This window comes from Petralouisia sp. (assembly GCF_056822245.1).
On sequence record NZ_JBQIOP010000016.1, the window covers coordinates 69972 to 84125 of the forward strand.

The following is a 14154-nucleotide window of genomic DNA, read 5'->3' on the forward strand; positions in this document are numbered from 1 at the left end:
CGGTTCTGTTGACAGGCGCTCCTGCAAGGCATACAATAAATATACAGCTTTACTAAGCGCACCACACAGAAGGAGGTATTTTTACATGGCTAACATTTTAATCAGCCCGGGCAAATATGTTCAGGGCCCGGGGGAACTGAAGAAACTGGGGGAATATGCTGAAAAATACGGCAAAAAAGCCCTGATTCTGATCACAGCGTCAGGCTTTCAGAGAATCGGAGCAATTGTAGAAGGCAGCTTTTTGGGCAAAGAAGCTGCTGCGGAATTTGACTATTTCAACGGGGAATGCAGCAAAACAGAGATCGACCGGCTGCTGAACATTGCCAGGGACAAGGGCTGCGACATGATTATCGGCATCGGCGGAGGCAAGATTTTAGACACCGCCAAGGCGGTTGCTTTCCACAAATCTGTTCCTGTGCTGATCTGCCCCACCATTGCTTCCACAGACGCTCCCTGCAGCGCATTGTCCGTTATCTACACAGACGAAGGCGTCTTTGAAGAGTATCTGTTCCTTCCCGCCAACCCGAATCTGGTTCTGATGGACACGGAAATCATTGCCAAATCCCCCGTCCGTCTGACTGTATCCGGCATGGGCGACGCGCTTGCCACTTATTTCGAAGCAAGAGCCTGCAAAAACAGCGGGGCTGCCACTTGCGCCGGAGGACTTGCAACTTCTGCGGCAATGGCTCTGGCAGAACTGTGCTTCCACACCCTGATGGAGGAAGGCGTGAAGGCAAAACTGGCGCTGGAAGCAGGCGCATGCACTCCCGCGGCGGAAAAAATAATCGAAGCCAACACCCTTTTAAGCGGCATCGGCTTTGAAAGCGGCGGCCTGGCCGGCGCCCACGCCATCCACAACGGCCTGACGGTATTGGAAGAATGCCATTCCATGTATCATGGGGAAAAAGTGGCCTTCGGAACCATTACCCAGCTTGTACTGGAAAATGCTCCTGCCGATGAACTGGAAGATATCATTACATGGTGCATCGAACTGGGCCTGCCTGTCACATTAAAAGAACTGGGCGTAGAAGAAGTGACTGACGAAAAGATTATGGCGGTGGCTGCTGCAGCATGCGCAGAAACCGACACCTTACATAACATGCCCTTTGCAGTAACTCCGGAAACTGTAAGCTCCGCCATCAAAGCGGCAGACGCCTACGGACGTTATTATCTTGGAGAATAGCGGGTTCTGCGTTTCCGCAAAGAAACATGCAGGAAAATAGAAATTATTTACAATAATTTCTATTTTCCTGCAAGGATTCTGAAATCCGTACCGTATTATAGGTAGAGACACTACGTAGTATGTTTTATTTTGGGAGGAAATGCAAATGGGATTTTTTAAGAACTGGAAAAAAACTGCGGCGGCAGTCCTGGTTGCTTTTGTATGTATCGGAAGCTCTGTAACGCCTGTCATGGCTCATGGGCACCATGGCGGCGGACATCACGGCGGCGGAGGATATTCCAACTCTGGAACTTACTGCCCTTACCACCACTACAACCACCAGAATCCGCAAAGCTGTCAGAATTACTGCGGTTACCACAACTCCATTCATCAGAATGCGTCGGACTGCTCCAATTATTGTCCGTATCACCATTCTACCCATCAGAATCCGGCAGACTGCAAGAATTACTGCGGTTACCATCACACGATTCATGCAAATATTAAAAGCTGCAAGAATTACTGCTCTGTGCACAAAACCATTCACACCAGCCTCAAAAGCTGCAAGAATTATTGTCCGAAACACAAGACCATTCACAAGAGCATTAAGAGCTGCAAGAATTACTGCCCCACGCACAAGGTAATTCACAAGAACATCAAGAGCTGCAAGAATTACTGCTCTTACCACAAGGTAATTCACAAAAACATTAAAAACTGCAAGAATTACTGTGCAGCCCACAATAAAGTTCACATTAAAGGACGGATTCATACTGAGGTTTAAGTAAACTGAAAACGGCGCTGCCGGGAAATTTTGTTTCCTGGCAGCGCCATTCTTTTTATTATTTCATAGGAAATTTTTATACAGGGGCAAAACACATCACGGTTTGCTTTCAGATAATCAGCATCGCATCCCCAAAGCTGAAAAAACGGTACCGTTCTTCCACCGCCGTTTCATAGGCATGCATCACCCGCTCTCTTCCGGCAAGGGCAGACACCAGCATCACCAGTGTGGATTCCGGCAGGTGGAAATTGGTGATCAGCCCATCCAATACCTGGAACTGATAACCGGGATAAATAAAAATATCCGTCCAACCGCTTCCCGCCTGAAGAATCTCCCCTTCCCCCGCCATGGAATTTTCCTTCCGCAAGCGCTGGGCCGCAGACTCAATGGTACGGCAGCTTGTGGTGCCCACACAGATGATCCGGCCGCCCCTTTGCCTGGTTTCATGGATCAATCCGGCTGCTTTTTCGTCAATCTGATAAAATTCCGAGTGCATATGATGCGCTTCTACCTGTTCCGCTTTCACCGGGCGAAAGGTTCCCAGACCCACATGAAGGGTCACTTCTGCCACAGAAACGCCTTTCTGCCGGATTTTCTCCAACAGCTCCGGCGTAAAATGCAGTCCGGCGGTAGGGGCCGCCGCGGAACCGTCATATCTGGCATACACCGTCTGATACCGGTTTTTATCCTGAAGCTTATGGGTAATATAAGGAGGCAGAGGCATCTGCCCCAGCTGATCCAGCACCTCTTCAAAAATCCCCTGATAAGTAAACTGAACCAGCCGGTTGCCTTCTTCTGCAATTTCCAGAATTTCCCCGGTCAAAAGACCGCCGCCAAAGAGAATTCTGTCTCCCGGCCTGGCTTTTTTTCCCGGCTTCACCAGGGTTTCCCAGATATCATTTTCTTTTCGCTTCAGCAGCAGGATTTCAACCTTTCCTCCGGTGCCTTCCCGTTCCCCCAACAGCCTTGCAGGAATTACCCTGGTATTATTCAGCACCAGACAGTCCCCGGGATTCAGATATTCTGCAATATCCCGAAAGCTTCTGTGTTCCAGTTCCCCCGTCTCCTTATGAAGCACCAGAAGGCGGGAGCCGGAGCGATCCTTAAGCGGCTCCTGGGCGATTAGCTCTTTGGGCAATTCATAGTAAAAGTCTTTTACTTCCATATCTTTTTATTTCCTCAATTCAATTCCCATGGCTTCTAATGCTTTCAGTATTTTATCCATGGCAGGCGCATAGTCCGCTTCCTCCAGCGTCTTGTCTTTGGCCCGGAAAGTCAGGGAATACGCCACGGACTTATATCCTGCCGTAATCTGCGCCCCTTCATAGAGGTCGAACAGTTCATAGCTTTCCAGATATTGTCCGCCTTTGGATTCGAATACCTTCTCCACTTCTCCCACCAGGATATTTTTCTTCATCACCATACTGATGTCACGGGTAACCGCCGGGAATTTTGCAATTCCTTCGTATTTCCGTTCAAAACTTGCCAGTTCCACCACCTTCGGCATATCAATCACAGCCACATACACACGGTCTTTGATGGAATAATTGTCTGTTACCTGGGGATGCACTTCTCCCAGATATCCGATGTTCTGGCCGTCATAGAACACATTTGCCTGTCTGCCCGGGTGAAGGAAGGGTTTTTCGGCGTTGGGATCATAGGTTTCTTTTCCGGACAGCCCTGCTTTGTCCAAAAATTCCTCAATAACGCCTTTCATGGTATAGAAATCCCCTTCTCCGTACATCCCCAGGGTAAACTGCATCCGCTCCTCCGGCAGCTCCGTCACCGGCGTCTGTTTGGGCAGATAGATATTTCCCAGTTCATACAGGCGCACATTCCGGTTTCTGCGGTTATAATTGGTAGACAGAGAGGTGAGCATTCCGTTCAGGGAAATCGTCCGCATAATGCTGAAATCCTCGCCCAGAGGGTTGGAAATCACCACGGTATTGCGCAGCTGACTGTCCTTTGGAAGCAGCAGCTTGTCAAACACCTTGGGACTCTCAAAGGAATAGGTCATTCCCTGGCTGAACCCGCAGTATTCTGCAATATTTCTTGCCACTTCTTCCACCCTGAGCTTAAAGGACAGTTTTCCGGTGGTTGCTTCTCCGGTGGGCAGTGTGGTAGGAATATTGTCATATCCATAGAATCTTGCCACTTCCTCTGCCAGATCTGCCAGGCATTCCAAATCCTGTCTCCAGGACGGCGCAAGTACCTCTTCGCCGGCAGCATCGTATTCCAGATCGATTTTCCGGAAATACCCCAGCATGGTTTCTTTGTCAATGTCTGTTCCCAACAGACGGTTGATTTTCTCCGGATCAAAGGGAATTCTTCTTCCCTCCCTGACTTTGCCGTACACATCCACAACGCCGCCTACCACTTCTCCTGCTCCCAGTTCTTCAATTAACTGACAGGCCCGGTTGATGGCGTCTATGGCATTGTTGGGGTCCAGGCCTTTTTCAAACTTGCCGGAAGCGTCAGTCCGAAGCCCTACCTTTTTACTGGACAGGCGGATATTGGTGCCGTCAAAGCATGCGGCTTCAAACAGCATGGTCTGCACCTGGTCTGTAATCATGGAATTTTCCCCGCCCATGATTCCGGCAATGCCCACGGCCTTCTCTCCATCGCAAATCATCAGGACAGAATCATCCATGATCCGCTCCTGGCCGTCCAGGGTTACAAATTTTTCGTCTTTTGCGGCGCGCCTTACGATGATCTCATGTCCTGCAATGGTATCTAAATCATAAGCATGCATGGGCTGACCGTATTCCTCCATCACATAGTTGGTAATGTCCACAATGTTGTTGATGGGCCGGATTCCCTGGGAGGCAAGCCGCCGCTGCATCCACTTGGGCGAGGGAGCGATTTTAATATTTTTCACCACTCTGGCGCAATATCTGGGACAGAGCTCCGTATCGTTTACCGTAACTTTGATGTAATCATTCACATCCTCGTCATTTCCTGTCTCCGTTACCACCGGAGGCTTGAATTCCTTCCGAAAAGTAGCCGCCGCCTCTCTTGCCAGTCCCAGTACGCCGAAGCAGTCCACCCGGTTGGAGGTGATTTCGTATTCAAATACCACATCCTCCAATCCCAGGGCCTTCACTGCGCTTTCTCCTACCACTGCATCCTCTTCAAAAATGTAGATGCCCGATTCCGGCGCTTCCGGGTACATATCCCGGTTGGAGCCCAGTTCTTCAATGGAGCACATCATGCCGTTTGAGGGCACGCCCCTTAATTTTCCCTTTTTGATTTTAATTCCGCCGGGCGTTTTCTTTCCGTCATGGCCTCCTGCCACCCGGCCGCCGTCTAAGACCACCGGAACCTTCTGGCCTTCCTTTACATTGGGGGCGCCGGTGACAATCTGAATCTCTTCCCCGGTTCCCACATCCACCTGGCAGACAACCAGTTTATCTGCATCGGGATGCTTCTCGATTTTCTTAATCTGGCCGATGATAATTTTCTCCAGATCTGCGTCCAGCTTCTCATACCCTTCCACCTTGGAACCGGAAAGGGTCATTGCGTCCATGTATTCCTGGGCCGTCACGTCCAGCTCCGGCACATATGCTTTCACCCATGATAATGATGTATTCATAACGATTGATTCCTTTCTGTTTTTAATCTATAAAGAGTTCCCTCTAAAACTGTTTTAAAAAACGGTCGTCATTTTCATAAAGCAGGCGCATGTCGTCAATTTCATATTTCAGCAGCGCAATACGCTCCAGACCCATTCCAAATGCAAAACCGGAATACTCCTCCGGATCAATCCCGCTCATTTTCAGCACTCTGGGATGCACCATTCCGCAGCCTAAAATCTCAATCCAACCGGAGCCTTTGCAGAACCGGCAGCCTTTTCCGCCGCATTTAAAACAGGTGACGTCCACTTCCGCACTGGGTTCTGTAAAGGGGAAATGATGGGGCCGGAATTTCACTTTTGTTTCCGCTCCGAATAACTGTCTGGCAAATTCCGCCAGAGTTCCTTTTAAATCGGCAAAGGTGATATGCTTATCCACCACCAGTCCTTCCACCTGATGAAAGGAGGGGGAATGGGTCGCGTCTACCTCGTCGGAACGGAACACACGGCCCGGCGCAATCATGCGGATGGGCAGCTTCCCTTTTTCCATCTCACGCACCTGCACCGGCGAGGTCTGGGTGCGCAGCAGAATCTTGTCATTGATATAAAAAGTGTCCTGCTCATCTTTGGCCGGATGGTTTGCCGGAATATTCAGCGCTTCGAAGTTGTAGTAATCGTATTCCACTTCCGGGCCTTCCACAACTTCATAGCCCATGCCCACGAAAATCCGCTCCACTTCCTCCAGCGCAATGGTGTTGGGATGGCGGTGGCCCACACGGTTCTTCTTTGCCGGAAGCGTCACATCAATCACTTCCTGCTGCAGCCTCAGTTCCCGTTCCGCCGCCTCTAATTTGGCCTTTGTCTCCTCAATCAGCCGTTCAATGCTTTCTCTGGTGTCATTCACCAACTGTCCCACAACAGGGCGTTCTTCGGGAAGAACATCCTTCATGCCCTTCAATACGGCTGTCAGTTCTCCTTTTTTGCCCAGAAACGCAACTCTTACCTCATTTAATTTCGCCAGTCCATCAGAATTCTGGATTTCACGGACTGCTTTTTCCCTAATCTGCTCCAGTTTTTCTTTCATTCTCATTCTCCTTTCATTGCCGCTGCAATGCGGTAATTGTCTTTATTACTCCGGCGGTTAAATATCGCAGTAGATTACGCTGAACAAATAAAATGCTGTGATATTTAACCGCCGGAGTAATATCTTACAGAATTTTCTCATAAGACAAAAAAGCCCCTATGCCTAAGCATAGGGACGAAAAGTTCCGTGGTACCACCCTGTTTCTCAAGAATTCCTGTTTCTGACAAACAATCCTTCTCAAGCACTCCTTCTGCGTAACGTGCAGGAAACGTCACGTCCTACTGGGGAACACTCCCGGTTCAGACGTACAGCTCCGGCGGGAAATTCGATTGCTGCCTTTTCTTAAGAGGGCTTACAGCCGGCGGCCCTCTCTCTCTTTAAGCAGTGCAGTTCTCTACTGGACACCTTCATCGCTTTTCACTGGAAACCATTCTAACACGGGCTTTCAAAAACTGCAAGAAGTTTTTTCAAAAAATATCAGCTGACAAAGCTGATGGATACCACTTTGCCGTTTTTCAGTTTAAAAATAACTTCCAGGCCGTTGGCATTTCTGCACAGCGCCTTTCCCTCCTTACTGGAAATTCTGTATCGGCCATGCTCCGCAGAGCCGTAGAATTTGAATTTTTTATCCAGTGGGAAAGTCCTCGTTTTCCTGGGGCAGTATTTTGCCTTTTTGCCGTATAACTGGCTCTCCTTCGGCGCGGAACGAAGGGAGCCTGTGACAATTACCTTGTTCTTTTTCAAGGCGATTTTGGAAACTGCCGGGCCTCCGGTATAGGCATATTTCGTATGGTTTGCACTGTAAAAAATAATGCTGTCTTTGACCTTTACTGTCTTTTTGGCGCTCCATGCGCCGTAATAGGTTTTTCCCTTTACTTTTCCGTAAATTCTTGCACGGACATAGTATTTTTTATTATTTTTTAATTTTTTGATGTTAAGTGTGGTTCCCTTTGCGCTGACTTTTTTTGCGTTTTTAAAATTGCTTTTTAAGGAGCATTCCACCTGGTAGCCCTGGGCTTTGCCGTTCTTTTTGACTTTCACCTGAATGCCGGAGCCATTGACGCTTTTTACGGACAGAATGCTTCCCTTTACGGATGTAATGGCGCGGATTTTGGCCTCTGTTCCATCATTCCCATTGTCACCATTCTCGTTGTTGTCATTCCCGTTGCTGTCATTGTTGTCATTGTCCTTATCGTCTGACGGTGAATCGTCCTTCACCGTTACTGAAAGAGACGTATCTGCACTGCCCCAGGCAACGGAAATCTCCTGCTGTCCAACACGGTTCTTGTCATATCCGCTGACTGCAGCTTCTGACATAGGAATAGAGACTGCGGCACCGTCCTCATAGACAACCTCAAGCTCTCCGCCGGTCAAGTCCAGGTCCTCTCCCAATTCATACTCTGTTTTATCCGGCATGGATTTGATCTCTATGGATGAAATGCGAACCTGGCGGTTGCTCTTTAACTGGGGATACTGATATGCAGAGTACGGATCTGTTTCCCAGACAGATTCAAAATCAAATCCGGTCAGGAAGCTTTTATTCTTCATCTGCGCTTCATTTCCAAGCTTGCAGCCTGAATTCTTATCTCCCGCCGTACCGGACAATGCATAACAATAACGGATGGGGTTGTCCTGTAAACCGGCAATGGGATCGGTTCCTTCCAGTTCCCCGTTTAACGTTACCTTTCCCACATTGTAGCAGCATTGTGTATATAATCCTGAGTTAAGCCCCATAATTCCGCCAATCAGCGCAGGGGCGGCAAGACTGGGATTTGCCGTTATTTTAATCTCGCAGGCATTATAAGAATTCTCTGCCTGGGCCTTCGCCCCGGCAAGCCCGCCTGCATAAACGCCCTCTGTCGAGGTCACAGAAATTGTTCCTGAAGTATAACATTGTTCTATTTTTGCTACTTTTCCGCCCTGGGGAGGATATCCATTCCCGACAATTCCGCCCACTGCAACTGCATCAAGGGCGCCTCTGCCGTCGATGGAAACATCTATCTCTATCTCTGTCAGCCCAAGATTTTTTATCACCGTCTCGCCGGCAACTGTTCCAAACAGTCCAACCGTTCCGGTCATCTCTCTGCGGATTTTCATTCCCGATATCCTGTGTCCATTTCCATCAAAAATTCCGGAAAATCCATCAATGGGGTCCCATCCCTTTCCCCCGTTGTCTAAGGCTCCGCCTACCGCCGTATCCTCCGACAGATCAATATCATTCATCAGTATATAATTGGCTGTCAAATCATTGCGAATTCCATACAGGTCATCACTGTTATGAATGGGAGTGTAACCCTCCGGCACCGGCTCTGCCGACCCGCTCTGCCCACTGGCCTGTACCGGCAGACACCAAAAGACAAGCATGACCAAAATTGCAGCCGCTCTTGTCCCCTTTTTGAATAAATTTTTCATGTTATCACCCGTGCCGGCCATGCTCCAAACGTTCGGTTTCAAACGCCTGTCAGCCGGCATTTACCCTTTCCTGTCTTTTCTATAATATAACATTTCTGTATTTGAAAATCCACTGCATTTTGGGAAATACAGTATAATTATTTCTGTCAAATTTCTGACGCACATCCCGAACACGGACACCGTTTTTCCGGGATTTTACAGTTTTTCGTTGGACAGGATGAAAAAAAGAAACGCCGGAAATCCCCATAAACAGGCGCTTACAGCGTTCCATACAGATTGATAAAAACCATACCATAAAAAGTACCATAATTTCCAACTTTGTGATAAAATAGCCTGGGAGAAATCCGTATGGTTTTCAGAAAGAAAATCTCATCTTCTTTTGCAAAAGAAAACATACGTGTCAATGATTATGGATAAAGATTTAACCTCAGGAAACGTATGGAAAAACATTCTGCTGTTTTCCCTTCCTTATATGCTGTCCTTTTTTCTTCAGACATTATACGGCATGGCTGATTTATTTATCATCGGGCAGTTTAACGCCACAGACAGCATTACCGCCGTGTCCATCGGCAGCCAGGTCATGCATATGCTGACGGTGATGATTGTGGGCCTGGCCATGGGGGCAACCGTTACCATCGGACTTGCAGCCGGCGCAAAGGAACTGAACAAAGCCTCCCGTCTGGTGGGAAACACAGCCGTTTTATTTATCACCGGCTCCTTTGCCGTAACCGTCCTGCTGCTTCTTCTGGTAAACCCCATTGTAACTGCAATGTCCGCGCCGCCGGAAGCAGCCCTGGAAACTGCTTCTTATCTCAGAATTTGCTTTGCCGGTATTCCCTTTATCACCGCTTACAATATCATCAGCTCCATATTCCGGGGTCTGGGAGACACCAAACGGCCCATGTATTTCATTGCCGTGGCCTGTGTCTGCAATATCGCTCTGGACTATCTGTTTATCGGAGCGCTGGGCATGGGCGCTATGGGAGCCGCCCTCGGCACCACCGTCTCACAGACAATTTCTGTGATAACGGCGTTAACGGTGATTTTGAAAAGAAAAACGGGACTGGTTCTGAAAAAAAGCGATTTCAGACCTCAAAGAACGGTTATGGGCAGCATCCTTAAGATTGGCCTGCCGGTGGCACTGCAGGATGGATTTATTCAGATTGCATTTATAGTTATTACTGTGATTGCCAACCGCCGGGGGCTGCATGACGCCGCCGCAGTAGGCATTGTGGAAAAAGTCATCGGCATTCTGTTTCTGATTCCCTCCTCCATGCTGTCGGCAGTATCTGCCCTTGCCGCACAGAATATCGGAGCCCAAAAGCATGACCGGGCAAAACAAACTTTGGGCTGCGCCCTTGTCATTTCCATTGGATTCGGTATGGTATCTTCTGTTCTTGTGCAATTTGTGGCTCCGCAGATTATCGGTCTGTTTGAGGATAATGCCGACGTTATCCGCCTGGGCAGCCAATATCTGAGAAGTTACGTCTGGGACTGTGTATTTGCGGGCATTCATTTTTGCTTCTCCGGGTATTTCTGCGCCCTTGGGAAATCCGGTATTTCCTTCCTGCACAATTCCCTGTCCATTGTGCTGGTGCGCATTCCGCTCTCCTGGATTACATCCAGGAAATATCCGGACAACCTGTTTCCCATGGGGCTTGCGGCGCCTTTGGGCTCTCTTCTGTCGGCGGGGATCTGCGTGGCTGCATATTTGATTTTGTCTGGAGAGAGAAGGCGGCGGGGAGATTTATAAATATTTGAACCCCGCGAAGGGGCTGCGCACTAATTACTTAGTGCGGCAGCCCCATTTGACTTTTGCGGCAGCCTTAAAATGCTCCTTCTATTTTCTGATTTTCCCACTGCGCTTCACGCTGCTCCATGCCCCGTAAAGCTTCTGGGTTTTCTTGTTCACCTTCACACTCTTATAGGCGCGCACACGCACGTAATACGGTTTCCCTTTTGTTAATTTCGAGATGGTCCTGGTGATCGTCTTATTCCTGCTGATGGTTATGGTTTTCACGCCCTTTTTGAAAGCCTTGCTGGTACAGTACTGAATCTGGTAGCCTGTGGCGCGGCTGTCCTTTTTCCAGCTTACTTTCAGCTTCCTGCCTCTTAATGTTTTTAAGGAAGGGGCAGAAGCCTTGGAGGGACTGACTTTTACCGTTACTTTCAGTGTTTTATCATTGTAGCCGGAAGCGGTGGCTTTTACAGTGATTGTGGCAATCCCTGTGCCCTTGATTGTTACTTTGCCCTTTTTGTCTACGTCCGCCACCTTCTTATCGGAGGTTTTGTAGGTGATTTTTGCGCCCTTTACAGCTTTCGCCTGTAAGGAAAATGCTTTGTCCCCGTATTTCTTTGTAAATGTTTTCTTGCAGGTAAGGCCAATATTTTTCTTCTTAGCCTCTTTGATGGTAAATTCCTTGGTTACCGTTCCAGTATAAACCCCTGCCTCGGTGACAATGGCCTTTGCTGTCCCAGGATTGATATTATTTTCGTATTTCACAGTAAAATCTGTTCCTCGGAGCTTCTCTGTTCCCTTTGTGACTGTTACCGCAGGCTCTTTTGCTTTGCCGTCGTACGTATATTCGGTTTCGCTTAAAGTTACGGTAAATCCCTGGCTGGAGATGTCCTTAGAAGCTTCTATGGTAAATTTCTTGGTTACCGTTCCAGTATAAATCCCTGCTCCGGTAACAATGGCCTTAGCGGTTCCGGGATTGATATTATTTTCGTATTTCACAGTAAAATCTGTTCCTCGGAGTTTCTCTGTCCCCTTTGTGACTGTTACCGCCGGCTCTTTTGCTTTGCCGTCGTACGTATATTTACTTTCGCTCAAAGCCACGGTAAACCCTGTGCCGGAAATGTCAATTCCCTTGATGGTAAATTCCTTGGTTACTTCACCGCTGTATTTGTCGGCTCCCCGGACAATAGCTTTAGCAGTTCCGGGGTTTACATTGTCTTTATATTCCACGGTAAAATCTGTACCGCGCAGCAGCTCCTCTTCTCCTTTTTTACGGTAACAACAGGCCTTTTGTCTGTTCCGTCATAATCATATACTTCCACCTCCAGAGTTACAATATATGCCGCGTTTGAGATATCATAGATCTCCCCTTCTGGTTCTTCCGTGCTTGGCGGCTGTGGGGGCTGTTCAGTGGAAAAGTTAATATTATTATTCCTTGCGAAATTTTCTGCCTCAGAACCTTCCTTGCCATAAATGGTCAGATTTGCTGTATCTTCGGACCAAATAGCATCATAATCAATGAGAGTAACAGACTCTGGGATCACCCACGTCTTAAGGCTGCTGCAGCCCCTGAAGGCTTGTGAGTAGATATGCTCCACCCCTTCCTGCAGGTACACGCTCTCTAAACCCGTACAGCCTTCAAAGGCATGTTCCCCTACAGAATATGCCTTACCGGGAATTGTGACTGTCTTCAATTCCTTACATCCATAAAATGCATAACTTCCGATATTATTTACCGTTTCTGGAATTTTAATCTCTGTAAGGGCAGTGTCACGGAATAAATAGCTGGAAATCTCGCTTAAATCTGGAGGAAGGACGACTTTCTTAAGCCCTGTGCAGCTATCAAATGCACCATTGCTGACCGTTTTCACTGTACCAGGGATTTCCACGCTGATTAAATTGGTGCAGCCCCCAAAAGAAGCGCCTCCGATATTTGTAATTCCTTCCGGAAACTTTACCTCTGTCTTTCCGGCCGGACAGGCTACAAGCATCAGCTCCGTATCCCAACGTTGATACAGGCATCCCTCCAAAACAAGGTAGGCTGACCCTTCTGCAACCTTGAATTCTGTCAGGCTGGTACACTTGCTAAATACATTTCCAGCTTTCAATTCCATCTCTGCCGGCAATTCTACCTCTTTTAGGCTGCTGCACCCTTCAAAAGCATCGCCTTCTAAATACCTTTTCCCTGTTGTTTCCCCTTTCTGGAAGATAAGGCTCTCTAAAGAGGTGCAGTTGTAAAAAGCCCAAAATGCCACATTCGTTACGCTGGACGGAATCTGGATGCTTTTTAAGCTGGCACATTCACTAAAAACACCCATATCTATCTTTTCCAGTTTTCCCGGTAATTCCACCGCTAATAGTTTTTTGCATCTGGCAAAAGCATATGATCCTATTTCTGTCAATGTTTCTGGAAATACTGCTTCTTCCAGATTGCCACAATCCACAAAGGCGTGAGTTCCTATGGTTTTCAGCCCTTCTGGAAACTCCACTCCTGTCAGTTTCCCGCATTCAGCAAAAGAATAGAGCCCTATTCCTGTCAATGTTTCTGGAAATACTACTTCTTTCAGATTGGCGCAGCCCTTAAAAAGCTCTCTGGGAATCTCTGTTATCCCTGCCGAAATTGTAACTTTTGTCAGTTCCTGCTTTTTCTCATCAAAAATCTTTTCCGCTATCCCTGTTACGTCAATTTCTCCTACCTTGGCTGGAATGGTAAGTTCCCCGCCTGCCCCTTTATATTCCGTCAGGACGCCATTTTCATCTACAACAAAGTCCTGGGCTTCAGTGCCAGTCCCTTCGTTGCCGCTGCCGCCTTCTTCTGTACCATCGACGTTTCCGCCTTCTTCTGTACCATCGCTGTTTCCGCCTTCTTCTGTACCATCGCTGTTTCCGCCTTCTTCTGTACCGTCGCCGTTTCCGCCTTCTTCTGTACTGTCGCTGTTGGCATTTCTTAAAACGCCCTCACTAATGCCCTCCTGGTTCCCGGCTGCACTTTCTTCCTGGCTTATATCCTTAAGCCTTTCATTCGCTGCCTGGTTTTCTCCGGACAGTTCTTCCAGTTGTCCGGCGCCGGGCAGCTCTGCCGCCGATACCGTAGAAGCTGGGACAAGCAGCGCTGCGCTTAAAAACACAGCCATTAAGCGTTTCCCCAATTTCTTGTTTACCATATGTCATTCTCCTTTCTGGTTTCAGGAAATGCTCCGAAACTCAGGCCGCTGCCACGCAAAACCTCTGTCTGCAGTAAAAAGCCTGCGCTATGGCAGGGCTTTTTTCGGAAACTTCCCGTAGCTTACTGTTCTATCCAAACTTATAATATAGAAAATATTTTGTAAACCGGGCCTTCAATTATAGCTGTTTTTTCAGCGAAATTAACGGATGGGACACATCAAACAATAAAAATGAAGGGGCTGTC

The 14154-nt window shown here is 48.1% G+C and carries 9 protein-coding genes and 1 other annotated feature; of the genes, 2 read left to right on the top strand and 7 right to left on the bottom strand.

Annotation, left to right across the window (positions count from 1 at the left end):
- Window positions 1-85: 85 nt before the first annotated feature.
- Window positions 86-1183 carry a glycerol dehydrogenase gene (locus ACTO17_RS08310; protein ID WP_482557599.1) on the top strand — a complete coding sequence of 366 codons (1098 nt, stop codon included), beginning with the start codon at window positions 86-88 and terminating at the stop codon, window positions 1181-1183.
- 124 nt (window positions 1184-1307) lie between these two features.
- Here the strand turns inward: ACTO17_RS08310 and ACTO17_RS08315 are convergent, their stop codons facing one another.
- The 5 genes from ACTO17_RS08315 to ACTO17_RS08335 form a co-directional block, all read right to left on the bottom strand.
- Complete coding sequence (locus ACTO17_RS08315) at window positions 1308-1898, bottom strand: hypothetical protein (RefSeq protein WP_482557600.1); 591 nt, start codon at window positions 1896-1898, stop codon at window positions 1308-1310.
- Window positions 1899-2049: 151 nt separating this feature from the next.
- Window positions 2050-3105: a tRNA preQ1(34) S-adenosylmethionine ribosyltransferase-isomerase QueA gene (gene queA / locus ACTO17_RS08320; RefSeq protein WP_172538810.1), complete on the bottom strand. Its 1056-nt coding sequence runs from the start codon at window positions 3103-3105 to the stop codon at window positions 2050-2052.
- A gap of 6 nt (window positions 3106-3111) precedes the next feature.
- On the bottom strand, window positions 3112-5532 hold the full coding sequence (gene pheT / locus ACTO17_RS08325; protein WP_482557601.1) for a phenylalanine--tRNA ligase subunit beta: 2421 nt from the start codon (window positions 5530-5532) through the stop codon (window positions 3112-3114).
- 43 nt (window positions 5533-5575) lie between these two features.
- Window positions 5576-6595 carry a phenylalanine--tRNA ligase subunit alpha gene (gene pheS / locus ACTO17_RS08330; RefSeq protein WP_482557602.1) on the bottom strand — a complete coding sequence of 340 codons (1020 nt, stop codon included), beginning with the start codon at window positions 6593-6595 and terminating at the stop codon, window positions 5576-5578.
- Window positions 6596-6762: 167 nt separating this feature from the next.
- Window positions 6763-7015: a binding site (T-box leader), on the bottom strand.
- A 57-nt stretch (window positions 7016-7072) separates the two neighbouring features.
- The gene (locus tag ACTO17_RS08335) at window positions 7073-9007 is read right to left on the bottom strand and encodes a bacterial Ig-like domain-containing protein (protein ID WP_482557603.1); all 1935 of its coding nucleotides are present in this window, start codon (window positions 9005-9007) and stop codon (window positions 7073-7075) included.
- A gap of 409 nt (window positions 9008-9416) precedes the next feature.
- Between ACTO17_RS08335 and ACTO17_RS08340 the strand changes: the two genes are divergently transcribed.
- Window positions 9417-10760, top strand: a complete 1344-nt coding sequence (locus tag ACTO17_RS08340; RefSeq protein ID WP_172535844.1) for an MATE family efflux transporter — start codon at window positions 9417-9419, stop codon at window positions 10758-10760.
- Window positions 10761-10847: 87 nt separating this feature from the next.
- Here ACTO17_RS08340 and ACTO17_RS08345 read toward each other — a convergent pair whose 3' ends face one another.
- Window positions 10848-11975 (bottom strand): fibronectin type III domain-containing protein, encoded by a 1128-nt coding sequence (locus tag ACTO17_RS08345; RefSeq protein WP_482557604.1) that lies wholly within the window; start codon window positions 11973-11975, stop codon window positions 10848-10850.
- Entirely contained in the window at window positions 11954-13909 is a 1956-nt protein-coding gene (locus ACTO17_RS08350) for a leucine-rich repeat domain-containing protein (protein ID WP_482557605.1), read from the bottom strand. Before ACTO17_RS08350 ends, ACTO17_RS08345 begins: the two co-directional genes overlap by 22 nt.
- Between the last annotated feature and the right edge of the window lie 245 nt (window positions 13910-14154).

What these genes read in the sequence shown, in the direction of transcription:
- ACTO17_RS08310 (WP_482557599.1), top strand. Translation starts at nt 86, where the DNA reads ATGGCTAACATTTTAATCAGCCCGGGCAAATATGTTCAGGGCCCGGGG.
- queA (WP_172538810.1), bottom strand. Translation starts at nt 3,105, where the DNA reads ATGGAAGTAAAAGACTTTTACTATGAATTGCCCAAAGAGCTAATCGCC.
- pheT (WP_482557601.1), bottom strand. Translation starts at nt 5,532, where the DNA reads ATGAATACATCATTATCATGGGTGAAAGCATATGTGCCGGAGCTGGAC.
- pheS (WP_482557602.1), bottom strand. Translation starts at nt 6,595, where the DNA reads ATGAAAGAAAAACTGGAGCAGATTAGGGAAAAAGCAGTCCGTGAAATC.
- ACTO17_RS08335 (WP_482557603.1), bottom strand. Translation starts at nt 9,007, where the DNA reads ATGAAAAATTTATTCAAAAAGGGGACAAGAGCGGCTGCAATTTTGGTC.
- ACTO17_RS08340 (WP_172535844.1), top strand. Translation starts at nt 9,417, where the DNA reads ATGGATAAAGATTTAACCTCAGGAAACGTATGGAAAAACATTCTGCTG.
- ACTO17_RS08350 (WP_482557605.1), bottom strand. Translation starts at nt 13,909, where the DNA reads ATGGTAAACAAGAAATTGGGGAAACGCTTAATGGCTGTGTTTTTAAGC.